We start from the raw sequence: 24,341 nt of genomic DNA, 5'->3' as shown, positions 1-24,341 counted from the left end.
CGGAGGGCGCCGACCTCCAGGGTTGTCATTGCGGGGGGCGGGTGCGGGAGGATGGACGGAGCCGTATGAAGGGAACACCCACGTGAGCATCGACCCGTCCTCGATCCCGAACTTCGGGGGCCAGCCCGACGAGCCGGAGGAGTCCGGTCCCACCGGACCGATCATCCCCGACCAGGACCTCGTCAAGCAGCTCCTGGACCAGATGGAGCTGAAGTACGTCGTCGACGACGAGGGAGACCTCGCGGCGCCGTGGGAGGAGTTCCGCACCTACTTCATGTTCCGAGGGGAGGAGGAGCAGCAGGTCTTCTCGGTCCGTACGTTCTATGACCGGCCGCACACCATCGAGGACAAGCCCAAGCTCCTCGAGGCCATCGACGACTGGAACCGCCGCACCCTGTGGCCCAAGGTCTACAGCCACACCCACGACGACGGCAGCGTCCGCCTCATCGGCGAGGCGCAGATGCTGGTCGGCACGGGTGTCTCGCTGGAGCATTTCGTCTCGTCCACGGTCAGCTGGGTGCGTGCCTCCATCGAGTTCGACAAGTGGCTGGTGGAGCAGTTCGGCCTGGAGAAGGACATCGACTCCTCCGAGGGGGACGGCGACAGCGCATAGCCGTCGGCACCGCACAGCCGAGGGGCCGGGCGCACACCCCGCGTGCGCCCGGCCCCTCGCGCTGTTCACCGCCCCCTGCTGTGGCCCTCCCGCTGGTTCACCCGGACCACCCCGCTCCGTCGTGCCCCGTATGGACGCGGGCCACCCGGCGCACCCATGCTCACTCCCGGCAATTGACCTGTTCCCGTCAGTCAGGGGTGCCCCGTGTTAAGACTCCGCACAGTCCGCCCGCTCGCCCTCGTCATGGGGACGGCACTCGCCACGCTGACCGCGCTCACCGCGGAGGCGGGATCCGCAGGCGCGCACCCCCACCGGAACGACAGCGCGCTGCCCGCCGTCCAGCCCCGCGCCGAGACGCCGACGCTGTACGACGGCGAGGCTGGCGGCAACGCCGACGCCGACGACCCCGCGATCTGGCGCAACCCCGCGGACCCGGACGCGAGCCTCGTCGTCGCGACGGCGAAGGAGGGCGGGCTGCGGGTGTACGACCTGGCGGCGCGCCAGGTCCAGTCCGTGCCCGCGCCGCCCGCGTCCGGTCCTGACGACGCGCCCGGCCGCTTCAACAACGTCGACCTCGTCCAGGGGCTCCGGCTCGGCTCCGGCCGCTCGGACCTGGCCGTCACCACCGACCGCGGGCACGACCGGCTGCGCTTCTACCGCATCGCGCCCGACCGCAGCGGCGGCCCGCTCACCGATGTGACCAGCCCCGAAGCCCCGCCGGTGTTCTCCTCGGGACAGGACGAGATCAACGAACAGCGCACCGCCTACGGCCTCGCCACCTGGACCGATCCGTCGACCGGCCGCTCCTGGGCGCTGGTCAGCCGCCGCAACACCACCCGCGTGGCGCTGCTGGAACTCACCCCGACCGCGGCCGGGAAGGTCACCTACCGCACGGTCCGCACCCTGGATCTGCCCGCCTCGTTCCGCCTCCCCAACGGCGACTCCTGGTCCCCGTGCGGCGAGCCGGACGAGCAGCCGCAGGTCGAGGGCATAGTCGTGGACCCGGCCGACGGCACGCTCTACGCGGGGCAGGAGGACGTCGGCATCTGGCGGATGCCCGCCGATCTGACCGGCACCCCGCGCCTCGTGGACCGGGTCCGCGAGTACGGCGTACCCGCCACCTACGACGAGGAGACCGAGGAGTGCGTCCCCGGAGCCGACCCGGGCTACGGCGGCGAGCATCTGTCGGCGGACGTCGAGGGGCTGACGCTGCTCACCGAGGCGGACGGTGACGGATATCTGCTCGCCTCCAGCCAGGGCGACAACACCTTCGCCGCGTACGACCGCGAACGGGACGGGGACGACGGGGCCGGCGAGCACGAGGGCGGCTTCCGCGTCACCGCCGCGGGCCGCACGCTCGACGGCTCCGAGGAGTGCGACGGCGCCGCCGTACTGAACGCCCCGCTGGGCAAGCGGTATCCGCACGGACTGCTCGTCGTCCAGGACGGCCACGACACCCCGGGCGACGGCGATCGCGAGGCCACCGGCTTCAAGTTCGTCGACCTCGGCGACGTCAGGGAAAGCCTCGACGACTGACGCGCTCCTCCCCTGACACACGTCAGGTACCACGCGGGGTCCCGTGCCCGGAGACTCTTCAGTAGAGCGCGGGACCCGCCTACGGGGGAAGCACGGGGGTGAGGAGTGGGTCCCGCGCACGGGGGTCGCGGGCGGACTCGGGGGAGCCCGCGAGCGCTGCGGGGTGGCGGGTCAGCCGGTGCCCGCCACACCCTGCAGCCGCTGTGCCGCGTCGGCCAGCACGTCCTCCCGTTTGCAGAACGCGAAGCGGACATACGGCGCGCCCGCCTCGGCGTGGTCGTAGAAGACCTGCGTCGGGACGGCGACGACACCGACCCGCTCGGGGAGCGCGAGGCAGAACGAGACACCGTCCGTGGCGCCCAGCGGGCGGATGTCGGTGGTGATGAAGTACGTGCCCGCGGGACGGAAGACCTCGAAACCGGCCTCGCGCAGCCCCTTGGCCAGCAGATCCCGCCGGGCGCGCAGGCCCTCCCGCAGCGCGGTGTAGTAGCTGTCCGGCAACGCCAGCGCCTCGGCGATGGCGTACTGGAAGGGGCCGGCGGAGACATAGGTCAGATACTGCTTGGCCGAGCGCACCGCGCTCACCAGCGCGGGCGTGCCGGTGATCCAGCCGACCTTCCAGCCGGTCAGGGAGAACGTCTTGCCGCTGGAGGAGATGGTGACCGTGCGCTCCCGCATCCCCGGGAAGCCGGCCAGCGGGTGGTGCTCGCCGTCGAAGACCAGATGCTCGTAGACCTCGTCGGTGACGGCGAGCAGATCGCGCTCCACACACAGTTCCGCGACGGCGGCCAGCTCTTCGCGGCGCAGCACGGTGCCGGTGGGGTTGTGCGGGGTGTTGAGGAGGATCAGCCGGGTGCGGTCGGTGACCGCGTCGCGCAACTCGTCCAGATCGAGGTGGTACGCACCGTCGCGCGGGCGCAGCGTGACCGGCACCCGGGTGCCGCCCGCCATCGCGATCGAGGCGGCGTACGAGTCGTAGTACGGCTCCAGCGCGATCACCTCGTCCCCGGGCTCGACCAGCGCGAGCAGCGAGGCGGCGATGGCCTCGGTGGCGCCGGCGGTGATCAGCACCTCGGTGTCGGGGTCGTACCGCAGGCCGTAGAAGCGCAGCTGGTGCTCGGCCACGGCCGCGCGCAGTTCGGGGATGCCGGGGCCCGGCGGGTACTGGTTGCCGCGCCCGTCCCGCAGGGCGCGCACCGCCGCCTCGCGGATCTCCTCCGGCCCGTCCGTGTCGGGGAACCCTTGGCCCAGGTTGATCGCGCCGGTCCGGACGGCGAGCGCGGACATCTCGGCGAAGATCGTGGTGCCGAACTCGGCGAGGTGGTGGTTGAGCAGCGGACGCCCACGTTCCCGCGCGCCGGGGACAGCAGCTTGGCCAGCAGTCATGGCTGTCATCCTCCGGCAAGCTCTTATCTTCCTCAACCCTGCTTTGGGGTGCCGCCGCCTCGGGCAGGAGCCGCCTACGCCTGCGGACGGCAACGCACGGGAACGGAAAGGAAGTTGCCGCCCAAGGACCTCAAGGGGGATATCTCATGACAGCAGTCATGGTGTTCATCGGCATAGTGGCCGTCTTCGCGTTCATCGCCGCGCTCGTCAAGTCGGCCGATTCCAGCCGTCCCGGCCGTTCGCGCAACAGCGGTTCCTGGTGGGCCGGTGGCGGTGGCACCGGGGGCAGCAGCTGCGGCAGCAACTCCTGTGGCGGCGGCTCGTCCTGTGGCAGCAGCTCGTCCTGCGGTGGCGGTGGCGGCGGCGGGGGTGGTGGCTGCGGCGGTGGCGGTGGTGGCGGGGGGAGCTGACGTGGAGAACGCGGCCCCGGCTTTCCTCATCATCGGCCTCGCCATTGTCATCCAGGTGATCGTCGCCCTGGTCAGAGCGGCCAACGGCACCCCACCCCGGCGCCGCAGGCGGCGGGGCTCCTGGTGGGCCGGCGGCGGTGGCGGCAGCTCGTGCGGCGGCGGTTCGTCCTGTGGGGGCGGCGGTGGCGGCTGCGGCGGTGGTGGCGGTGGTGGCGGCGGCGGGTGTTGAGGCCCGCCGGAGATGGCGCCGACGGCGGGCGTTGAGACCCGTCAAAGATGAGGCGAGCGGCGGGTGTTGAGATCCGCCAAAGATGAGGCGGACGGCGGGAGTTGGGGCTCGTGCGTCGGCCGTGCGCAACGGTGCGCACGGCCGGGTGTGCGGCTGCACGTGCGGCACCCTCGCAGCTGGAAGGGAACACTTGACCTGTTCCATACCTATGGGATGGAAATCCGCTGAACCTGGGTAAAAGCGCTGGGGACGCAGCGCGTTCCGTGATTCGGTGAATCGTGAACTGTCGTCCCCGAGCGCTCCCAGCCCCCGGCCGGGAGGCTCGGGAGATCGAGGGGTGGGGCGGCCCACCCTCCCTGCGTGTTTGCGGAGCCGACCCATGCTCACCATCCTGAAGACCGCCTACTCCGACACCCGCGCGCACGACCTCGGCTGGGACCTGGGCCGCGGGCCCCTTCCGGCCCTCGCCTGCATGGACGTCGAACTGGACGACACCCACGTGCAGTTGCGGCTGCTCGGAGCCTCGCACCAAGTGCTGCTCGGCGAGGAGTACGGCAGCTGTTCCGAAACCGTCGCCTGTCTTCCGGGCCGCAGTAGCCCGCTCCCGCTCGGCGTCTCCAAGCGCTTCGGCGACTGGGAGTATGAGTTCGCGGCCCGCGTCGAGAGACTGTCACCCGGCTCGTTCGCGGGGCGCGCGCAGGAGTTGCTCGCGCTGGTCGCGGACCATCCCAACGGTTTCGCCGGCACCTTCCCCGGTTCGCCGAGCGCGTTCACCGCGCTGCTCGTCCAGCGGCACGAGGGGCAGATCCGCTGGCGCACCTGGCACTCGTATCCACAGGAGGGCTGTCTGGTCTCCACCCGTACCCGGGTGGCCACCAGGGCGCGCGAGGTGCGGGAGGGTGCCGGAGGCCCGCGCGAGCCGGCCACGGTCCCGGTGTGCGGCCCGGCCATGGCCTGAGCGCCACTCATGTGAGTGACCAGAGGTGCCCCATACGTGACGTAGCGTGCACCCATGATCGACCGTCCACAGCCCTACGTGGAGAGCGCGCGGTTGCCCGTACCCGCCGGGCTCGGGCGCGGTTTCGTCCTCGCCTCGGTCTTCGTGTGCGCCGCCTGCGGCCTCGTCTACGAACTCGAACTGGTCGCGGTGGCCTCCTCGTTGGTCGGTGACTCCGTCACCCAGGCATCCGTCGTGCTGTCCGTCATGGTGTTCGCGATGGGCGTCGGCTCGCTGCTCGCCAAGCGGCTGCGCTGCCATGCCGCCGCCGGTTTCGGTTACGTCGAGGCGCTGCTCGCGCTGGTCGGCGGCGGCTCGGCGATGGCGCTGTACGCCTCCTTCGCCTGGCTGGGCGGCACCCGCGTGATGCTGGTCATCACCTCCTTCACCATCGGGGCGCTGATCGGTGCGGAGATGCCGCTGCTGATGACGCTCATCCAGCGGATCCGCGAGCAGGACCCGGGCGGCGCCCTCGCCGACCTGTTCGCGGCCGACTATGTGGGGGCGCTCGTCGGCGGTCTGACCTTCCCCTTTCTGCTCCTTCCCCTCGCCGGTGAGCTGACCGCCGGGCTGCTCACCGGCGTGGTCAACGCGGTGGCCGGCGGCGTGGTCGTGCAGTGGCTCTTCCGCCACGACCTGCGGGAGCGGGCGCGCTGGCGACTGCTGGCCGCCAACAGCTGCGTACTGCTCCTGCTGCTCGCGGGCACCGCGTTCGTCGGCCCGTTCGAACGTGCCGCGCGGCAGGCCGTCTACGGCGACGAGGTACGGGTCGCCGTGCACACCGCCCATCAGGAGCTCGTACTGACCGGCGGCGCGACCCGCGCACAGTGGCCCGCGGCGGGTGAGCTGCGGCTCTTCCAGGACGGCAGGCTCGCACTGCGGGGCCGGCAGGCCCACGCCGTCCACCGGCAGCTCGTCCGGCCCGCCGTGGTCGGCGGGCCGCGCGCCCGGGTGCTGATCCTCGGCGGCGGCGACGGGCTCGCCCTGCGGGAGGTGTTGCGGTACCGCGATGTACGAGAGGTCACCGTCGTGGAGCGGGATCCCGGTGTCGTACGGCTCGCCCGGCGCGACCCCGGGCTGCGGGCGCTGAATCGCGGTGCGCTGGACGATCCGCGGGTCCGCCTGGTGCATGCGGACGCCTTCGACTGGTTGCGGGACCGCGTGCGGGGGGATGCGGTGCCGTTCGATGTGATGGTCTCCGCGTTGCCGGGGCCCGGGCCCGGGGGTGCCGCCGGGCCGAGGTTGTATTCGCAGGAGTTCTACGGGCTCGCCGCGAGGGCCCTCGCCGACGAGGGGAGGTTCGCCCTGCGGGCGGGGCCGCGTCGGGAGCGGCACGACTTCTGGACGGTGTACGCCACCTTGCGGGCCGCGGGGTTGCGGCCTTGCCCGTACGCCGGTGAGCGGGGGTTTTTGCTGGCCGAACATGCGCGGCCGGCGCCGCCCACCTGCCTCCATGGCGGCCGCACCAATCTGCCGCCCTCCACCCTGATGCACCCCCGCTACCAATAGCTCCGCCGGTCACGCCGATTTTGAGGGCTGGGGGTGGGTTGGGGTGGGGCACGGGTGGGAGGGGGCAGTGGCGGTGCGGGGTGGGTTGGGTTGGGAGGGGTAGTGGCGGCTCGGGTGGGTGGGGGTGGTGGTGGCCTGGGGTGGGTGGGGGTTCGTGGTGGCGTGGGTGGGTGGGGGTTGGGGGCGGCTCCCCCCGCCTGCCGCCGGGTCGGCTGGCTTGTGGGGGCACGCCCCCTTTCGTTTTCGGCTGCCGCCGACAGGTCGTGTCGGGGGGCTCCGCCCCCCAACGGCCCCCCGCTAGGTGGGCTTCGCCCCCCTAGGACCCCCCTTCCGCAATCGCGGAAGCCATTGACGTAAGAGCCGTCCGCCTGCGAGTTGCTGCCTTTTGTCTGCGGGTGGCGCCCATATCTGGGGTTGTCGCATGGGGGCTGTTATCCACCCCAGATATGGGCGCCACCCGCAGCGAATAGTCCTGGACCAGGGGCGGAGGACAAATTGTCCAGACGGAGGCATGGGGTCGGGGGGGCTCCTAGGGGGGCGGAGCCCCCGTAGCGGGGGGCAGTTGGGGGGCGGAGCCGCCCCAACGCCCGTCCGGCGAGGACCGGGGGTTTGGGGGCAGCGCCCCCAACACAGGAGGGGGCCCAGGGTGGGGCCCTCAAGCCCGCCCACCACCCCCCACCCACCCAACCCTCAACCCACCACCACCCCCCACCCACCCAAGGCCCCCAAGGCTGGGCCCTCAACGATTGGCGGCGGCACCCAACTCGCGGAGCGGCAAAGTTGCGGCGCAGTCATATGTGTGGCGGACCGATGGGTAATAGGCTCCGCCCCATGGAGCACGAGGTGTACGTACCGCTTTCCGTCGGCTCTGTCCGCACCGCCCTCACCGACAGCGCCCGCGTCGCCCGCTGCGTCCCCGGATTCCAGCTGGAGCCGGAAGAGGACGCCGCGGAGCAACTCGCCGGCCGGCTCAAGGTGAGGATTGGCGGCTCGACCATCACCTACCGCGGCACCTTCTCCCTCACCCCCCGCGGCGGCACCGGCAGCACGGCGGCGCCCGACGCGCTGGAGCGACTGGAGGTGACGGGCCGCGGCACCGAGGCCCGCGGCGAGGGCACCGTCGAGCTCGCCCTGACCATCGAGCCCCGCTCGGCGGACGACGGCGAGGGCACCGCACTGGTGTGCGTCGGCACGGTCACCGGTACCGGCAGGCTCGCCGCGATCGAGGAGAAGACCGCCACCTCGGCCGGGGTGCGGCTGCTCGACCGGTTCGCCGCGGCGCTCGGGGACAGCATCCGCGACGAGCCGCCCGCGGGCAGCCCGGAGGCGGAGACGGATGCGACCGGCGAAGGGCCGGGGGAGGGCGAGGGCCCCGTCACGGGCGGCATCGGCGCACCCGGCGACAACGAACGTGCCATCCCCGGCATCCCGGAGCCGGAGCCCGAACCGGACCGCACCCCGCTGTTCGAGACGGAGGTGCCGCCCTCGTCGCTGGGCCGCGACGACGAGTCCGAACTCGACGCGGCGGACGCGGCGAGCGAGGGCTACGACGACGCGGAGGTGCCCGGGGACACGGGTGGGCTCGGCGCGGAGGCCGCGCACGCGCGCCGCACGATGATCGGCCGCAGCGCGGAGGAGGTCGACCACGCCCCGCCCCGCGGCCGCTACGCCCCCGTCCCGGCACCGGAGCAGACCTCGGCCACCGCGACCCTGCGCTGGGCCGCCCCCGCCGCCGCCGCAGTCGTCGCCGGCGCCGTAGTCCTCGGCCGCGTCCTACGCCGCCGCCGCTGACCCCGTATCCGGTACCCGCATCCTGCGCCACCGTCGTGAGTCCGCATCCCGTACCAAGGGCCCGCGCCCCCGACGCGTCGCCGACTGCGGGCACCCGGGCGCGCCGCCTGGGAGGGATCCGCGCCACCCCGCCAGGGAGGCACCCGTCCCGCACCCCGCGCGTACGCCCGTAGGGCCCCCGCTCACAGCGGGTCCTGCGGCGGCGTTGCTGACAGCGCCGTTATGGTCGCTGTATGACTGATCTGCCCACCTCCGCAGAAGCCACGTCCGTCGTGCTCAGCGCCCAGGGGACCGAGGTGACGGTCGAACCCCAGCATGGGTGCCGGCTCGCCTCCCTCCGGGTGGGCGGCACCGAACTCCTGCGCCAGGGGCCGAAGTACGGCTCGTTCGTGATGGCGCCGTGGTGTGGCCGCACCGCGCAGGGGCGTTTCCGCAACGGCGGCGAGATGTTCCAACTGCCGCTCAACAACGGGGGGCACGCCATTCACGGCACCGTCCGGGACGCGGTCTGGCGGCAGGCGCCCGGCGGTACCGGCACCAAGGCGTCGTTCACCTACGACCTGACCGACCCGTGGCCCTGGGAGGGCCGGGTCACCCAGGTCGTCCAGCTGGCCGAGGACGGCGGTTCGCTCACCCTGAAGCTCGCCGTGGAGACCTTTGACGTGTCGTTCCCGGCCCAGGCCGGCTGGCACCCGTGGTTCCTGCGCAACCTCGGCCAGGGCGGCGAGGACGTACGGATCGACTTCTCGCCCGAGTGGCAGGAGGAGCGGGGCGAGGACCACATCCCGACCGGTGCCCGGATCGAGCCGCAGCCCGGCCCGTGGGACGACTGCTTCGGAATGCCGGGCGGCGTCGACGTCACCCTTACGTGGCCGTCGGAGCTGTCGCTGCGGATGACCTCGCGTGCCGAGTACGTCGTGGTGTACGACGAGCCGGAGGAGGCCGTCTGCGTGGAGCCGCAGAGCGGCCCGCCGAACGGGCTCAACTCCCACCCGCGCCAGGTGACCCCCCTGGACCCGCTGGAGCTGACCACGACCTGGAGCTGGCAGCGGCTGTAGCCGTGGCCGGCGGCAAGGAGGTGGTGGCTGCCGTGGCACCGGCCGCGGCGCGTAGCTGTCACCGTCGTCACGCTCGAACAGCCCGGACCCCGCCGGCTGCGGGGCCATCGGCCGTTGGCAACGAATTAGGCTGAGGCCTCATGAACGACGACGTGCGCGCCGCGCTGCTGCGACAGATCAAGGACAAGGCCGTGGTGCACGGCCGCGTCACCCTCTCCTCCGGTGCGGAGGCCGACTTCTACATCGACCTGCGCCGTATCACCCTGGACGGTGAGTCGGCGCCGCTCGCGGGCCAGGTCATGCTGGACGCGACGGCGCATCTGGACTACGACGCGGTGGGCGGGCTCACCCTCGGCGCGGACCCGGTCGCGACGTCGATGCTGCACGCCGCCGCGGCCCGCGGCCGGCACCTCGACGCGTTCGTCGTCCGCAAGGCGGGCAAGGCGCACGGCCTCCAGCGCCGGATCGAGGGCCCGGATGTCGCGGGGCGCCGGGTGCTGATCGTCGAGGACACCTCGACGACCGGGAACTCGCCGCTCACCGCCGTCGAGGCGGCCCGCCAGGCAGGTGCCGAGGTGGTCGCGGTGGCGACCATCGTGGAGCGCGGCGCGGCCACGGCGATGGAGCGCGCCGGGGTGCCGTATGTATACGCGTTCGATTTGAGCGACCTTGAGCTGGCGTGAGCCGGACGGCTCGTACGTCGGCCGTTTCACGTGAAACCGCACTTGGTGAGCGCGCTTGGCGAATGCACCGAGCGGGTCGCGCCGAGTGAACGTGCACCTAGTGAATTTGTGAACCCCCGCGTCTGGAGCATCCGGTCCCGTCTGGGAAGATGGGCACGACGATGACGTCGTTCCGTTGAGCCGAAGCCGGATCACACCACGCACACCCCAAGGAGCGGTCTGATGCCCATCGCAACCCCCGAGATCTACAACGAGATGCTCGACAGGGCGAAGGAGGGCAAGTTCGCCTACCCCGCCATCAATGTCACCTCGACGCAGACGCTGCACGCCGCGCTCCGCGGGTTCGCCGAGGCGGAGAGCGACGGCATCGTTCAGATCTCCACGGGCGGGGCCGAGTTCCTGGGCGGGCAGTACAGCAAGGACATGGTCAGCGGCGCGGTGGCGCTCGCCGAGTTCGCGCACATCGTCGCGAAGAAGTACCCCGTGAACATCGCCCTGCACACCGACCACTGCCCCAAGGACAAGCTCGACGGCTACGTCCGCCCGCTGCTGGCGGTCTCCCGCGAGCGGGTGCAGCGCGGTGAGAACCCGCTCTTCCAGTCGCACATGTGGGACGGCTCCGCCGAGACCCTCAAGGACAACCTGGAGATCGGCCAGGAGCTGCTGGCCGAGGCGGCCGCCGCGAAGATCATCCTCGAGGTCGAGATCACCCCCACCGGCGGCGAGGAGGACGGCGTCACCCACGAGATCAACGACGAGCTGTACACCACCGTCGAGGACGCCGTCCGTACCGCCGAGGCGCTCGGTCTCGGTGAGAAGGGCCGCTACCTGCTCGCCGCCTCCTTCGGTAACGTGCACGGCGTCTACAAGCCGGGCAACGTGGTGCTCCGCCCCGAGCTGCTGAAGGACCTCCAGGAGGGCGTCGCCGGGAAGTTCGAGAAGCCCGCGGGCAGCCAGCCGTTCGACTTCGTCTTCCACGGCGGCTCGGGCTCCACCGAGGAGGAGATCGCCACGGCGCTGCAGAACGGCGTCGTGAAGATGAACCTCGACACCGACACCCAGTACGCCTTCACACGGCCGGTCGCCGCGCACATGTTCAGCAACTACGACGGCGTGCTGAAGGTCGACGGCGAGGTCGGCAACAAGAAGGTCTACGACCCGCGCAGCTGGGGCAAGGCCGCCGAGAAGGGCATGGCCGACCGGGTCCAGGTCGCCTGCGCCAACCTGCGCTCGACGGGCACCCGCCTGAAGTAGCCGCAGCGGACACTTGGAAGCCCCCGGTACGCCGGGGGCTTCTGTGTTCGACTGGTGCCGTGGAAGCCATCTGGACAAGGTCGTGGCGGTCGGCGGAACGCTGGTACCGCAAGGTGGAGGACCCCGCTGGTGCGCTGACGCGGGTCGATTGCTGGGGAGGGGGTGCCCCTCTCTGTGCGTCGCAGGCTGCGGGTTGGTTGTGGTTGCTGGGGGCACCTCCCGGCCGGAGGCTGGGGGAGCAGTTCCTCGCGCCCCCTCCGGGGCGCTCAGTGCAGATACGACGCACCGTTCAGATCCAGCACCGCGCCCGTGGCCCACTCGGAGCCGGGGGTGTCGGCGGTGAACCAGGCGACGGCCTCGGCGACGTCGCGGGGTTCGGCGATCCGGCCGATGGGGTGGTCGGCGATGATGCGCTTGCCCTCGGGGCTGTCCAGCAGCGGCTGGGTGAGGTCGGTGCGGGTGAAGCCGGGGGCGATGGCGGCGACGGCGATCCGGTGCGGTCCCAGGGCCACCGCGAGGGACTGGGCCAGCGCGTGCATGCCCGCCTTGCTGGCGCCGTACGCGGGGACGTCGGGTTCGCCGCGGTAGCCGCCACGGGAGCCGACCATCACCAGCCGCCCGCCGCGCGATCCCTCCGGGCGCCGGAGCAGATGGTGGGCGAAGCACCAGGACAGATGGGCCGCGCCCAGCAGGTTCACATCCAGCGTGCGGCGCCACAGCTGCTGCCACTCCTCCCACGGGGTGGTGGCAATGGGGTGCTCGATGTGCACGGCCGAGTTGTTGACCAGGACGTCGACGCCGCCGAGCGCGGCCACCGCGTCGTCGAAGAGGCGCGGGATCTGCTGCGGGTCGCCCACGTCCCCGACCACCAGGGCGTGCCCCTCGCCCGGCAGCGCGGCGACGACGGCCTCACCTGCCGCGGTGTCGGCGCGGCAGTGCACCGCCACCGCGTCCCCGCGCTCGGCGTGCACGGCCGCGATGGCGGCGCCGATGCCGGTGGGCCGCGAGGCTCCGGTCACCAGCACTCTCCTGCGGCGGCCGGCCTGGTGGTCGCGGTCCTCGGCGGTCATGCGTTCTCCTCCCTCAGCATGCGGTGGATGCGGTGTGCGGCCTCGTGGATGTCCTCGAAGCGGGTGGACAGCGGCGCGGGCGAGACGCGGATCCTGTTATGTGCGCCGTAGTCGACGAGGACACCGGCGCGCTCGGCGATCAGCGGCACCAGCTCCCGCGCCCGCTCGTGCGCGAAGGTGACATGGCCGCCGCGCCCGTCCGGGTCGGCCGGTCCGGCCAGGCGGAAGCCGTACGGGGTCAGCAGCTGCTCGGCGAGCCGTTGGAACAGCCCGGTCAGCGCGGTGCTCTTGGCCCGCATCCGCTCCAGGCCCGCCTCGCCCAGCAGCCGTACGGCGGGCTGGAGAGCGGCGAGGGAGAGGACGGGCGGGGAGCCGGTGAGGAAGCGGCGGATGCTGGGGTCGGGGTAGTAGTCGTGGCGCATCGCGAGCTGTTCGCGGTGCCCGTACCAGCCCTGCACCGGCTGGGTGAGCCTGCCGTGCAGCTCCTCGCGTACGTACAGCAGCGCGGGCGCGCCGGGACCGCCGCACAGGTGCTTGTAGGTGGAGCCGACCGCCAGGTCCGCGCCGGTGGCGGTCAGCTCCAGCGGTACGGCGCCCACCGCGTGGCTGAGGTCCCACAGCACCAGCGCACCGGCGGCGTGTGCGATCTCCTGGACGGCGCGCAGGTCGGCCAGCGCGCCCGAGCGGTGCGAGACCAGCGACAGCGACACCAGTGCGGCGCCGCCCTCGACGGCCAGCCGGAGCTGGTCGAGCTGCGGGCCGCGGTCCGGGTCGGTGCGTACGACGCGTGCCTCGCGGCCGTACTCCTCGGCGAGCCCGGTCAGCACGTACTGGTCGGTGGGGAAGTTGTCGTCGTCCAGCACCACCGCGCCCGGCCGGTCGCGGAGCGCGGCGGCGCCCAGTTTGTAGAGGTTGACGCTGGTGCAGTCGGAGGCCACCACCTCGCCGGGCCGGGCGCCGAGCACGGTGACGGCCAGCTCGTCGCCGACCCGCTGCGGCAGGTCGAGCCACTGGGTGCGGGCCTCGGCCAGCCGGTCGCCCCACTCACCGCGTACCAGCGCGTCGGTCGTATCGGCAGTGGCCGCGGGGAGGCGGCCGAGGGAGGCGCCGTTGAGGAACACCAGCCCGTCTGGCGTGGGGGCGAACCGGGAGCGGAAGGCGGCCAGCGGGTCCGCCGCGTCCAGCTGCCGGACGGTTTCCAGCTCGACGGCCCCCTCCTCGCGGGCCTCCTGGTACACGTCCTGCTTGTCCGCGCCCGGCTGTGTCGTCGTCATGGCCGCCCCCTCGTATCCGCCCCTGGACATCCCTCATAGCCGGCCCCGCGCCGCCCACAGATCGGGGAAGAACCGGTGCTCGCTCACCCGGCGCAGCCAGGCCACCCCATGGGTGCCGCCGGTGCCGGGCTTGGTGCCGATGATCCGTTCGACGGTGAGCAGATGCAGGGACCGCCAGCGGCACATCGCCTCGGCGACATCCGCCAGCGCCTCGGCCAGCAAGAACAGCTCCTCGTCCGGGGCGCTGCCCCTGGCGTACACCCGCGCCCACGCCAGCTCGGCCGCGTCGCTGGGCTCGTACGGCTGCGACCAGTCGCGCTCCAGCGCCGAGGCGGGAAGCGTGGCGCCGCGCCGGGCGAGCAGCGCCAGCGCGGCGTCGTACACGCTGGGCTCCTCCAGCGCCCGGCGCACCTGCTCGGCGACGCCGGGGACGCCCAGGTGCGGGCGGGCGAGCTGGGGGTCCTTGTTGCCGAGGACGTACTCCACCATCCGGTACATGTACGACTGGAGCCCGGACGCCTGCCCGAGGCTGTCGCGGAAGGCGTTGAACTCGGTGGGCGCCAGCGAGCCGAGCACGTCCCAGGTCGAGCACAGCAGCCCGGCCTCGCGGTGCACGCGGCGCAGCACCCAGAGCGCCTGCCGCACCTCGTCCTCGTCCAGCAGCGACCGCACCCGCACCAGTTCCTCGTACAGGAGCTTGAACAGCAGCTCCTTGACCTGGCCCAGGACATAGAAGGGCAGCTCGGCGGGTTCCTCGGAGCGCGGCTGCTGGAGGGAGAGGAGGACGTCGATGGACTGGTAGTCGATGTACGGGGTGGAGCGGCCCGCGAAGTCGGTCAGGGGCTCGCCGTCGCGCAGCGCCGCGAGCCGGGCCCGCTCCGCGTCGCTGCCCCGGCCGCCGAGGTCGCAGCCGTGGCTTCCGTTGCCGTTCGCGTTGGAGCCGGCCGTCATGTGCCGCACCCCGCGAGCCACTTCTCACAGGCGCGTGCGTACCGGTCGGCGAACAGCGGGTCGGGCATCGTCACCGAGGAGTACCGGCGGCCGAAGCGCGCGTGGTAGGCGGAGAACCACTCCATGTCGTCGTCCAGGAACAGCACATCGTGGAAGGCCATATGGCGCAGCGCGAACAGCGGCACCGGAGCGCGTGAGACGCGCAGCCCGGGGTTGCGGGCAGCGCGCTCCTCGCAGGCGGGATGGAACTGACCGAGCATCAGATACTGGCTCACCAGCTCCGGCTTGACCTTGCTGTGTGCCTCGTCCAGCAGCGGCAGCGCCGCCGCGTCCAGCCCGTTGAGTACGACCACGAACGCGTGCAGTGTGCGATTGCGGGTCGCCCACTCCATGTTCCGGAACGCGTCGACCATCCGGTGCACCAGCGCGACCAGATCGCCCACGCCCGGCTCGGGCCCGACCTCCCACTCGGCCACCCGCAGCGTGCCGGCCTCGATTGCCGGCCCGACGAACGGGCAGACATGTCCGTCCCTGCCGAGCTGCCCGTTGGGCCGGCACAGGAACTCCTCGAACCAGCGCCACGCCTGTTCCTGTGGTGCGGTGCAGCGCTCACCACTGTCCCCGTTGCTCAAGTCCATTCCGTAAGCGTCACGCCATCCCGAGCGGGGACGGCAGGCTCATCTCCGTCATCGTGTGCGGGTGCCAGGGGCATGCGCCGGATGCGCGATGCCTGGTGGGCCGGGACAGGCGTGATGGGGGAGCAGAGTGCGGCGGGAGGGGCCAGGGGTGTGTGGCTGCTTTTGCGTGGTTGCCGCCGGCCTGGCCGGGCGTGAGGGGCCGCGCGCCGCTGCGGTTCGCGCCACGATGAGGTGGTGACCCGCTCCCCGCGCCCCTTCCGCAGCGCCGCCGGCTTCCGCGGCGGCGGCTTACGCGGTGCCCGTTTCCGGGGCGGCGGCTTCCGCGGCGGCGGTTTCCGCGGCGCCCTCGGCCTGACGACCGGTCCGGTGCGGGGGCATGTCCCGCGCCGGCTGGCCCAGCTGTACGCCGGGCTGCTGCTGTTCGGCGCGAGCGTCGCCCTGCAACTGCGCGCCGGGCTCGGCCTCAACTCCTGGGACGTCTTCCACCAGGGCGTCGCCGAGCGCACCGGGCTGAGCATCGGCACTGTCGTCATCCTGGCGTCGGCCGCCGTACTGCTGCTGTGGCTGCCGCTGCGGGTGCGGCCCGGCCTCGGCACCATCTCCAATGTGCTGCTGGTAGGCGCGGCGATGGACGCCACCCTGGCCCTCACCCCCACGCCGCAGCCGCTGCTGGTGCGCGTCCCGCTGTTCCTGGCCGCCGTGGTGCTCAACGGTGCCGCGACCGGCCTCTACATCGCCGCGCGCTTCGGCCCGGGGCCGCGGGACGGGCTGATGACGGGGCTGCGCCGGGTCACCGGGCGCTCCACCCGGCTGGTGCGTACGGTCATCGAGGTCGTCGTGCTGGCGACGGGTTTCCTGCTGGGCGGCTCCGTCGGCGTCGGCACGGTGGTCTACGCGCTGGCCATCGGCCCGCTGATCCAGTTCTTCCTGCGCCTGTTCGCCGTACGGGAACCGGCGGAACCGGCGAAACCCGCGGATCAAGGCGGAGCGGCAGGTGGCGCGGTGTCCGGAGTGTCGGCACGTACAGGCACACTGGGGGTCATGGCCATTCACGAGAACCTGCTCGGGGGTCCGCCCCCGACCCACCTCCCCGACGATCCCGAGCCCCGCGAACTGCTCGCCGCCGGGACGGCGCCCGCCGAGGTCGCCGCGCAGCACCCCACCTCGTCGCTGGCATGGGCGCAGCTCGCCGACGACGCGTTCGAGGCGGGCCGCGTCGTCGAGTCGTACGCCTACGCGCGCACCGGCTACCACCGGGGGCTGGACGCGCTGCGCCGCAACGGCTGGAAGGGGCACGGCCCCGTGCCGTTCGAGCACGAGCCGAACCGCGGCTTCCTGCGTGCCCTGCACGCCCTCGCGCGTGCGGCCCAGGCGATCGGCGAGCAGGATGAGTACGAGCGCTGCTCCTCCTTCCTCAAGGAGAGCTCCCCAACGGCGGCAGCCACCTTGGGCTGACGCCCGGGTTGTGGGCTGCGCCCCGAAGGGGCGCGGGGAACTGCGCGCTCAGCCAACGAAGCGCCCGCAGCCTGCGGGATCGGGCAAGGGGCACCCCCTCTCCAGACCAGGGGAGGGGGCACCCTCGCAGGGAACTTGCCGCCCAGCCGGGCAACCCGCATGATGCGCAGTGGGCCTCAAGGGGCCCGAGGGGACCGGGGCTCCGACGTCTATCGGAAGGGAGCGGACCGCTACCCGGAAGCACAGCGAGTGGAGACAGCGATGTCACACGACCCCGATGCCCCGGTACTGGATTTCGCGGGCACCACACCGTACGAGGACTATGTCCGCGCTGACGTCCTCACCCACCTCCAGCACCCGCTCTCCGAGGACCCAGGAGAAATGGCGTTCCTCGTCACCACGCAGGTCATGGAGCTGTGGTTCACCGTCATCGTGCACGAGTGGCAGACGGCGGCGACCCGGCTGCGGCAGGACGACATCGAGGGCGCACTGGCGGCCCTGAAGCGTTCCACGCACGAGCTGCGGTCGCTCAACGCCTCCTGGGAGCCGCTGGCACATCTGACCCCGGCCCAGTTCAACGCCTACCGCTCAGCGCTCGGCGAGGGCTCCGGCTTCCAGTCCGCGATGTACCGGCGGATGGAGTTCCTGCTGGGCGACAAGTCCGCCTCCATGCTGGTGCCGCACCGTGGCTCGCCCCGGGTGCACGCCGAGCTGGAGAAGGCGCTCCAGGAACCGAGCCTCTACGACGAGGCGCTGCGGTTCCTCGCCCGGCAGGGCGCGGACGTACCCGAGACGGTGCTGCACCGGGACGTCGCGCTCAGGTACGAGCCCGATCCGGGTGTCGAGGCGGCGTGGGTGCGGGTCTACGCGGGCGATCCGTCCTCCGCTGCGCACCGGCTCGGCGAGGCGCTGACCGAGGTCGCCGAGCTGGTCTGGCGCTGGCGGAACGACCATCTGGTGGCCACCCGCAGGGCGATGGGGGCCAAGGTCGGCACCGGCGGCTCGGCCGGGGTCGCCTGGCTGGAGAAGCGGGCCGCCAAACAGGTTTTCCCCGAGCTGTGGACGGCGCGCAGCCATGTCTGACCGCGCGCCCACGCCATCCGACCTCGCCTCCGAAGCCCTCTCCCGGGACGCCGCCGACCCGCTCGCGCCACTCCGTGAGCTGTTCGTGCTCGACCCCGCCACCGTCTACCTCGACGGCAACTCCCTCGGGGCGCTGCCCAAGGCCGTCGAGGGGCGGCTGGCCGATGTCGTCTCCCGGGAGTGGGGGCGGCTGCGGATCCGGTCCTGGGACGAGTCCGGCTGGTGGACCATGCCGGAGCGGGTCGGCGAACTGGTGGCGCCGCTCATCGGCGCGGCGCCGGGGCAGGTCGTCGTCGGGGACTCGACCAGCGTGAACGTCCTCAAGGCCACGATCGGCGCGGTCCGCATCGCACGGCAGGACGACCCGGCACGCGACGAACTCCTCGTCGACGAGGCGACGTTCCCCACCGACGGCTACATCGCCGGGTCCGCGGCCCGGCTCACCGGCTGCACCCTGCGCGCCGTCGCCCCCGAACAGGTGCCGGCGGCGGTGGGCCCGCGCACCGCGGCCGTGCTGCTCAACCACGTCGACTACCGCACCGGCGCGCTCCACGACCTGCCCTCGCTGACGGCCGCCGTGCACGCGGCGGGCGCCCTGGCGGTCTGGGACCTGTGCCACAGCGCGGGTGCCCTGCCCGTGGGGGTGGACGAGCACGGCGTGGACCTGGCGGTTGGCTGCACCTACAAGTTCCTCAACGGCGGCCCCGGAGCGCCCGCGTTCCTCTACGTACGCGGCGATCTCCAGGAGCGGTTCGACTCGCCGCTCCCCGGCTGGAACTCGCACGCGGACCCGTTCGCCATGGCCCCGGCCTACGAGCCCGCGAACGGCGCCGCCCGCGGCCGGGTTGGCACCCCGGACATCCTGTCCATGGCCGCGCTGGAGACCGCGCTCGCGGTCTGGGATGGGGTGCGGATCGAGGACGTACGGGCCAAGTCGCTGGCGCTCACCGACTTCTTCCTGCGCTGCGTGACCGCGTACGGGCCCGACAGCCCGGCCCGTACGGGGATTTCGGTGCGCTCCCTGACGCCTGCCGACCCGGCCCGGCGCGGCAGCCAGATCGCGCTGCTGTGCGACCCGGCCGAGTCGGCGGAGCCGGTGATGAAGGAGCTGATCGCCCGCGGTGTCGTAGGAGATTTCCGCCGTCCCGGTGTCCTGCGCTTCGGTTTCACCCCGCTCTACACTTCGTTCCAGGACGTCGAGCGCGCTGCCCGCGTCCTTGGCGAAGTGATCGGGGGAGCACGATGAGCCAGGACGACCACAAGGCGCTGTTGGCCCTTCCACCGGCCACCCCGGAGCGCCAGGAACGGTACGGACCGCACCCCTCGCAGGTCATCGACCTGTACGGGGAGGCCGCCGGCGGCGGTCGGGTGGTGCTGCTGCACGGCGGGTTCTGGCGCGAGGAGTGGGACCGCGGCCATCTGTCGCCGTTCGCCGCCGCGCTGGCCGGGCAGGGCATACCGGTCGCGCTGATCGAGTACCGCAGGGTCGGCGGAGGCGGCGGCTGGCCCACGACGGTGGAGGACATCGACGCCGCGCTCGACCACCTGGGCGCTGTGCCGAGCGTGCTCTTCGGCCACTCGGCGGGCGGGCAGCTGGCGCTGTGGGCCGCGGCCAAACGGGACCGGGTCGCGGGGCGCGTGGTCGTACTGTCGCCGGTCGCCGATCTGGAGCGGGCCCACGAGCTGCGGCTGAGCGGCGGCGCGGTGTCCGCCTTCCTCGGCGGCGAGGACAAGGTCGCCTCCACGCTGTGGGAGGCGGACCCGATGCGGCTGCTGCCCCGCGCGCCGGTGGAGATCCTGCACGGCACCGCCGACCAGGAGGTGCCCATCGAACTGTCCCGCCGCTACGCCAACAACTGGGGCGCCCGCCTCCATTTGATGCCCGGGGTGGGCCACTACGCCCCCCTCACCCCGCGCACCCCCTCCTTCGACGTTCTGGTGCGCTCCCTGCGCTAGGGCTCGTCCGGCTGCCGCACTCCGCACGTTCGCGAGTCCTCACGCACGCGTCCGGCCCCGCACCGAGCGGGGCCGGAACGGCGCGCGGGCGCCGGAGCGCCCTGACGATCCGCAGGTCTCACTCCACCTCGATCTCGCCGACCGCGAGACCGCTGCTGATGTTGTTCAGCTCGTTGTCGGAGACGTTCGTTGACTGAAACGACTTGATGTCGGTGGTGTCGTTGTCGCTGCTGCTCACTCGGTGGCTCAGGACGCGGTCGCTGAAGTCCTGGGCGACGGACGTCCAGGGGCTCTGGTTGTTGTCGTGGGCGGCAACGGTGCCGGCCGAGCCGAGGACGGCGGCGGTCGCCAGTACGGCGGCGGCAGTCGCGGTACGGATGCGCATAGGTGCTCCTCGCGGGTCTGGTGCGCGGTCTCGCGCGGTTCTGGCTGTGCGTCGAGACTCCTTCCACACCTCGCACCGAAACGATCATCATTAGTCCGTACGTGCCGGTCATATACCTCGCACGGGCGCTTACCGGCCGCCCCGGCACCTAAGCTGACAGGGGGTGCATGCATGCCTCCCGGCCGGCTCCCGGCACACTTCCGCCATGAACACAGAGCGGACGAAAGCGGCCGGGAACAACCAGGAGCCGGGCGACGCGATCGGAGTCGGCGTCACCCTGGGCCTGTTCGCGGCATGGGCACTGCACGACGCGGAGGAAGTGGCCATGGTGCCCCGCTGGACCCGTACCCGCGTTCCCGAGTTGCGGGAACGGATACCCGGCGTGCCGGAGGCGGTATGGACGCGGCTGGAGTCGATGGACGCCCGCCGGTTCACGACCGCGGTCGGCGTGATGGCCGCCGTCGTGGGGGCCGCCGCCGCGGACGGGTACCGGACGGGCGGGCGCAGCGCCTTCTACCAGCAGGCGCTCACCGGCTTCGGCTTGCACGGCTTCATGCATCTGGCACAGGCAGCCGCCATCCGCGGCTACACCCCCGGCTCCGTGACCTCACCTCTCCTGGTCATCCCCTTCACCGCCTGGGCCCGCAAGCGGCTGCGCGCAGCGGGTGTGCTTCGCCCGGTCACCGCACGCGATGTGGCTCTCGGCGTCGGTGCCGCCGCGGCGGCGACGGCCCTCTCACATGTGGTGGCGGGTCGGCTCCTGCGCTAGCCCGCCACCGCGGGTAGGGCGGTCCGGCGGATCTGACCCCTCTCCGCTGTTCCGGTCAGGGGGTGCCCCTGTCCGTCGCTCGCGGGCTGCCGGTGTTCTGTGGCTTGTCGCGCTCACGCGGCGGAGCCGCACATGAACACAGCCCCGCGCCCCTTCGGGGCGCGGGGTCCGCTCAGAGGAAGGAGTTGATCTCGATCGTTTCGTCGCGGCCCGGGCCGACGCCGATGGCGGAGATGGGGGCGCCGGACATCTCCTCCAGGGCCTTCACATAGGCCTGGGCGTTCTTGGGGAGGTCGCCGAAGGTCTTGGCCTTGGTGATGTCCTCGCTCCAGCCCGGCAGGTACTCGTAGACCGGCTTGGCGTGGTGGAAGTCGCTCTGGTTGTAGGGGAGCTCGGTGGTGCGCTCGCCCTCGATCTCGTAGGCGACGCAGACCGGGATCTGCTCCCAGCCGGTGAGCACGTCCAGCTTGGTGAGGAAGAAGTCGGTGAGGCCGTTGACGCGGGTCGCGTAGCGGGCGATGACCGCGTCGAACCAGCCGCAGCGCCGGTTGCGGCCCGTGGTGACGCCGAACTCGCCGCCGATCCGGCGCAGCGCCTCGCCGTCGTCGTCGAACAGCTCCGTCGGGAACGGGCCCGCGCCCACCCGTGTGGTGTACGCCTTCAGAATGCCGATGACCCGGCTGATCTTCGTCGGACCGACGCCGGCACCGGTGCAGGCGCCGCCCGCGGTCGGGTTGGAGGAGGTGACGAACGGGTACGTGCCGTGGTCCACGTCCAGCAGCGTGCCCTGGCCGCCCTCGAACAGGACGACCTTGCCCTCGTCGATCGCGTCGTTGAGGATCAGCGTGGTGTCGGCGACGTAGCCCCTGATCTGCTCCGCGTAGCCCAGCAGTTCCTCGGCGACCTGCTGCGGGGAGATCGCGCGGCGGTTGTAGAGCTTGGCCAGCACCTGGTTCTTGAAGTCGAGCGCGGCCTCGATCTTCTGCATCAGGATCGACTCGTCGAACAGGTCCTGGACCCGGATGCCGACCCGGTTGATCTTGTCGGCGTAGCTCGGGCCGATGCCGCGCCCGGTCGTGCCGATACGGCGCTTGCCCAGAAACCGTTCCGTCGTCTTGTCGAGCGTCGCGTGATACGAGGTGATCAGGTGCGCGTTACCGCTGACCAGCAGCTTGGAGGTGTCGACGCCGCGCTCCTGGAGCCCGCTCAGCTCGGAGAGCAGGACCGAGGGGTCGACGACGACGCCGTTGCCGATGACCGGGGTGCACCCCGGGGAGAGGATCCCGGAAGGGAGGAGGTGCAGCGCGTACTTCTGGTCGCCCACGACGACCGTGTGGCCGGCGTTGTTGCCGCCCTGGTAGCGCACCACATAGTCCACGGAGCCGCCGAGCAGGTCGGTGGCCTTTCCCTTGCCTTCGTCACCCCACTGAGCACCGAGCAGCACAAGTGCGGGCACAGGCGTACACCCCTTCCGGGCGGGGCATGTCCCACGTGCGGTGACGCCGTCGGGCGCCATCGCAAGAGCCGCAGGCCGGTACCCCAGATAGAGGAAGCCCCTGGCGCAACAGCGGCAGGGGCTCTTGCACCGAGAGATTACCGAACAATTCTCGCGGGTGACGAACAGGGGAGTGCCCCGAGCCGGACGGACGTACGAACCAGCACCACCTCAGTACGTATCGGAACCATCCGGATCCCTCCGGATTCATGAGGAAGGATCGTGGTGTCGGCTCCAGATTCCGCGAGGCCCCCCGCGAGCGTGGACCAGGCCCCGGGGGTTCCGCTGCTCGTGGTCGTCGACCCGGTCGCCCGGCTCACGGACGCCGAGTCCGTACGGATCGCGCGCGACGTACTGCGCGCCGCGACGCCGGAGCTCAAGCTGTGTCTCCCCGACGATCCGGCGCAGACGCCGCGGCTGCTGGCGCGGCGCGGCGGCAGACGCCCCGTGCTGGTCGGCAACGACCGGGCCCTGCTGCGCGCCGTCCAGCATCTGCACGGGGAGCGCGCCCTGGAGGAGGCGGCACTGTCGGTGGTGCCGGTCGGCAACGGCCCCTCGGTCGCCCTCGCCCGCAGCCTCGGCCTGCCACTGGACGCGGTCTCGGCTGCCCGTACGGTGCTGCGCGGCCACCCGCGGGCGCTGGATCTGCTGGTCGACGACGAGGACGGCATCGTGCTCGGCGGCCTGCGTACGGAGAGGGCACCCGCCCCGTCGCCGCATCGGGAGGGCTCTCCATCGGCTGCGGCCTCCCCGTGGCGGCGGATGTACCACGCGCTGACCCGCACGGTGCTGTCCCGGGCCCACCGTGAGGAGCAGGGCGCCGCGCCGATGACCCCCGCGCCCCGTGCGCCGCAGGTGCGTACCGTGCAGCGGTTGCGGGTGGAGGCGGACGGCGCCGTGGTCACCGGCCCTGACCGGCCGGTGACGGATGTGACGGTACGTACGGCCGGCGCCGGGCTCGCCGAAGTGTCCGTCCACCCGCTCGCGGGGGCGCCTGTCCGGGTGCGGGCCACGTCCGTGACGGTCTCAGCGCCGGAGGGCTTCCGCTATCGCGCCGACGCGGATGCGGGGGCTGTGGCCGCCCCGGCCGAGTCCCGCACCTGGACGGTGCTGCCCCGCGCCTGGCACCTGGTGCTTCCGCCGGGCGAGGGGTGAGCGCCCCGAAGGGGCGCGGGGAACTGCGCGACCAGCCACAGACAACCCGCAGTCCGCAACCCTGGGGCAGGGGCAGCCCCTCCCGGAAGGAATCTCAACCCTGGCGCGACTGCCAACGCTTGAGCAGATCCTCCAGCCCCTCCCGCATGAACTCCAAAAACTCCTTGCTCTCCCGCACCCGGCGCCCACCGGGCGTATCAATGCCGACGCTCTCCGCGCCGGCGGACAGCGTGCCGAGCCACCGAGTGAGCAACTGATCGCGATTGAGCATCGTCGTGTACCAGACATCGTGATGCAGCAGATACCGCTCGCGGCGTGACCCGGGATCGCGCTGCCGCGACACCAGCGCCACCTGCGACAGATAGCGCACGGCGCCGGAGATCGCGGCGGGGCTGGCGTGCAGCCGCTCGCTCAGTTCGGCGGAGGTGAGGGCGCCGTCCTCGGACGCGAGCAGGCAGGCGAAGACGCGGGACGCCATGCGCTGCATGCCCGCCTCGGTGAGGTCGGCGGCGAACCGTTCGACGAAGGGGGAGACCCTCTTCTCGTAATCCTCCATGGAGTCATCTGCCACGACTGTCAGCTTCTCCCTGCTCAGCGGTCCTGTGCACGATCCTAACGCTTCCTTAACTTCACAAATTTGTGAA

The 24,341-nt window shown here is 72.0% G+C and carries 24 protein-coding genes and 1 pseudogene; 17 read left to right on the top strand and 8 right to left on the bottom strand.

Annotated features, from left to right (window positions below; all coding sequences use genetic code 11):
• The first annotated feature begins 82 nt into the window (after positions 1–82).
• Positions 83–613, top strand: coding sequence for a YbjN domain-containing protein (locus ACQEU8_RS17160; protein ID WP_433101478.1), 531 nt, complete (start codon positions 83–85; stop codon positions 611–613).
• Between the two features lie 243 nt (positions 614–856).
• Positions 857–2,149 (top strand): phytase, encoded by a 1,293-nt coding sequence (locus tag ACQEU8_RS17155; RefSeq protein ID WP_433101476.1) that lies wholly within the window; start codon positions 857–859, stop codon positions 2,147–2,149.
• A 171-nt stretch (positions 2,150–2,320) separates the two neighbouring features.
• Here ACQEU8_RS17155 and ACQEU8_RS17150 read toward each other — a convergent pair whose 3' ends face one another.
• Positions 2,321–3,535 (bottom strand): pyridoxal phosphate-dependent aminotransferase, encoded by a 1,215-nt coding sequence (locus ACQEU8_RS17150; protein ID WP_433101474.1) that lies wholly within the window; start codon positions 3,533–3,535, stop codon positions 2,321–2,323.
• Between the two features lie 146 nt (positions 3,536–3,681).
• Here ACQEU8_RS17150 and ACQEU8_RS17145 point away from each other — a divergent pair, with 146 nt between their 5' ends.
• The 8 genes from ACQEU8_RS17145 (at position 3,682) to fbaA (ending at position 11,466) form a co-directional block, all read left to right on the top strand.
• Positions 3,682–3,945 (top strand): hypothetical protein, encoded by a 264-nt coding sequence (locus ACQEU8_RS17145; protein ID WP_433101472.1) that lies wholly within the window; start codon positions 3,682–3,684, stop codon positions 3,943–3,945.
• A gap of 1 nt (position 3,946) precedes the next feature.
• On the top strand, positions 3,947–4,174 hold the full coding sequence (locus tag ACQEU8_RS17140; RefSeq protein ID WP_433101470.1) for a hypothetical protein: 228 nt from the start codon (positions 3,947–3,949) through the stop codon (positions 4,172–4,174).
• 379 nt (positions 4,175–4,553) lie between these two features.
• Positions 4,554–5,132 (top strand): DUF2617 family protein, encoded by a 579-nt coding sequence (locus ACQEU8_RS17135; RefSeq protein ID WP_433101468.1) that lies wholly within the window; start codon positions 4,554–4,556, stop codon positions 5,130–5,132.
• Between the two features lie 54 nt (positions 5,133–5,186).
• Positions 5,187–6,680: a polyamine aminopropyltransferase gene (locus ACQEU8_RS17130; protein WP_433101466.1), complete on the top strand. Its 1,494-nt coding sequence runs from the start codon at positions 5,187–5,189 to the stop codon at positions 6,678–6,680.
• 831 nt (positions 6,681–7,511) lie between these two features.
• Positions 7,512–8,471: a hypothetical protein gene (locus ACQEU8_RS17125; RefSeq protein ID WP_433101464.1), complete on the top strand. Its 960-nt coding sequence runs from the start codon at positions 7,512–7,514 to the stop codon at positions 8,469–8,471.
• A 233-nt stretch (positions 8,472–8,704) separates the two neighbouring features.
• A complete protein-coding gene (locus tag ACQEU8_RS17120; RefSeq protein WP_433101462.1) occupies positions 8,705–9,529 on the top strand; it encodes an aldose 1-epimerase in 825 nt (274 codons plus the stop codon).
• A gap of 140 nt (positions 9,530–9,669) precedes the next feature.
• A complete protein-coding gene (locus ACQEU8_RS17115) occupies positions 9,670–10,212 on the top strand; it encodes an orotate phosphoribosyltransferase (RefSeq protein WP_433101460.1) in 543 nt (180 codons plus the stop codon).
• 222 nt (positions 10,213–10,434) lie between these two features.
• Positions 10,435–11,466: a class II fructose-bisphosphate aldolase gene (gene fbaA / locus ACQEU8_RS17110; protein ID WP_433101458.1), complete on the top strand. Its 1,032-nt coding sequence runs from the start codon at positions 10,435–10,437 to the stop codon at positions 11,464–11,466.
• Between the two features lie 266 nt (positions 11,467–11,732).
• Here fbaA and ACQEU8_RS17105 read toward each other — a convergent pair whose 3' ends face one another.
• From ACQEU8_RS17105 to ACQEU8_RS17090, 4 genes are read right to left on the bottom strand one after another with little or no spacing between them, the layout of a single operon-like run.
• The gene (locus ACQEU8_RS17105) at positions 11,733–12,536 is read right to left on the bottom strand and encodes an SDR family NAD(P)-dependent oxidoreductase (protein WP_433101456.1); all 804 of its coding nucleotides are present in this window, start codon (positions 12,534–12,536) and stop codon (positions 11,733–11,735) included.
• On the bottom strand, positions 12,533–13,810 hold the full coding sequence (locus tag ACQEU8_RS17100; protein WP_433101454.1) for a kynureninase: 1,278 nt from the start codon (positions 13,808–13,810) through the stop codon (positions 12,533–12,535). The genes ACQEU8_RS17105 and ACQEU8_RS17100 overlap by 4 nt, the downstream gene beginning before the upstream one ends.
• Before the next feature lie 33 nt (positions 13,811–13,843).
• Positions 13,844–14,761 carry a tryptophan 2,3-dioxygenase gene (locus tag ACQEU8_RS17095; protein WP_433101452.1) on the bottom strand — a complete coding sequence of 306 codons (918 nt, stop codon included), beginning with the start codon at positions 14,759–14,761 and terminating at the stop codon, positions 13,844–13,846.
• Positions 14,758–15,399, bottom strand: coding sequence for a DUF6875 domain-containing protein (locus ACQEU8_RS17090; RefSeq protein ID WP_433101450.1), 642 nt, complete (start codon positions 15,397–15,399; stop codon positions 14,758–14,760). The genes ACQEU8_RS17095 and ACQEU8_RS17090 overlap by 4 nt, the downstream gene beginning before the upstream one ends.
• Positions 15,400–15,750: 351 nt before the next feature.
• Here ACQEU8_RS17090 and ACQEU8_RS17085 point away from each other — a divergent pair.
• The 5 genes and pseudogenes from ACQEU8_RS17085 to ACQEU8_RS17065 all read left to right on the top strand — a co-directional run.
• A pseudogene (locus tag ACQEU8_RS17085) lies at positions 15,751–16,389 on the top strand (YczE/YyaS/YitT family protein); the annotation flags it as partial.
• A 51-nt stretch (positions 16,390–16,440) separates the two neighbouring features.
• The gene (locus tag ACQEU8_RS17080; RefSeq protein WP_433102461.1) at positions 16,441–16,854 is read left to right on the top strand and encodes a DUF3151 domain-containing protein; all 414 of its coding nucleotides are present in this window, start codon (positions 16,441–16,443) and stop codon (positions 16,852–16,854) included.
• 261 nt (positions 16,855–17,115) lie between these two features.
• Entirely contained in the window at positions 17,116–17,937 is an 822-nt protein-coding gene (locus ACQEU8_RS17075; RefSeq protein WP_433101448.1) for a tryptophan 2,3-dioxygenase family protein, read from the top strand.
• Entirely contained in the window at positions 17,930–19,183 is a 1,254-nt protein-coding gene (kynU, locus tag ACQEU8_RS17070) for a kynureninase (RefSeq protein WP_433101446.1), read from the top strand. The genes ACQEU8_RS17075 and kynU overlap by 8 nt, the downstream gene beginning before the upstream one ends.
• A complete protein-coding gene (locus tag ACQEU8_RS17065) occupies positions 19,180–19,893 on the top strand; it encodes an alpha/beta hydrolase family protein (protein ID WP_433101444.1) in 714 nt (237 codons plus the stop codon). The genes kynU and ACQEU8_RS17065 overlap by 4 nt, the downstream gene beginning before the upstream one ends.
• A 118-nt stretch (positions 19,894–20,011) precedes the next feature.
• On the opposite strand, the gene ACQEU8_RS17060 is transcribed toward ACQEU8_RS17065, so the two are convergent.
• Positions 20,012–20,278, bottom strand: coding sequence for a hypothetical protein (locus ACQEU8_RS17060; protein WP_433101442.1), 267 nt, complete (start codon positions 20,276–20,278; stop codon positions 20,012–20,014).
• A 205-nt stretch (positions 20,279–20,483) separates the two neighbouring features.
• Here ACQEU8_RS17060 and ACQEU8_RS17055 point away from each other — a divergent pair, with 205 nt between their 5' ends.
• The gene (locus ACQEU8_RS17055) at positions 20,484–21,047 is read left to right on the top strand and encodes an HXXEE domain-containing protein (RefSeq protein WP_433101440.1); all 564 of its coding nucleotides are present in this window, start codon (positions 20,484–20,486) and stop codon (positions 21,045–21,047) included.
• 172 nt (positions 21,048–21,219) lie between these two features.
• Here ACQEU8_RS17055 and ACQEU8_RS17050 read toward each other — a convergent pair whose 3' ends face one another.
• Complete coding sequence (locus tag ACQEU8_RS17050; RefSeq protein WP_433101438.1) at positions 21,220–22,503, bottom strand: adenylosuccinate synthase; 1,284 nt, start codon at positions 22,501–22,503, stop codon at positions 21,220–21,222.
• 300 nt (positions 22,504–22,803) lie between these two features.
• Here ACQEU8_RS17050 and ACQEU8_RS17045 point away from each other — a divergent pair, with 300 nt between their 5' ends.
• Positions 22,804–23,697 (top strand): hypothetical protein, encoded by an 894-nt coding sequence (locus ACQEU8_RS17045; RefSeq protein ID WP_433101436.1) that lies wholly within the window; start codon positions 22,804–22,806, stop codon positions 23,695–23,697.
• 94 nt (positions 23,698–23,791) lie between these two features.
• Here the strand turns inward: ACQEU8_RS17045 and ACQEU8_RS17040 are convergent, their stop codons facing one another.
• Positions 23,792–24,253, bottom strand: a complete 462-nt coding sequence (locus ACQEU8_RS17040) for a GbsR/MarR family transcriptional regulator (protein ID WP_433102459.1) — start codon at positions 24,251–24,253, stop codon at positions 23,792–23,794.
• Positions 24,254–24,341: the final 88 nt, after the last annotated feature.

This window comes from Streptomyces sp. CA-250714, from assembly GCF_050936705.1.
Classification (GTDB): domain Bacteria; phylum Actinomycetota; class Actinomycetes; order Streptomycetales; family Streptomycetaceae; genus Streptomyces.
This window is presented reverse-complemented; position numbering and strand designations above follow the sequence as displayed.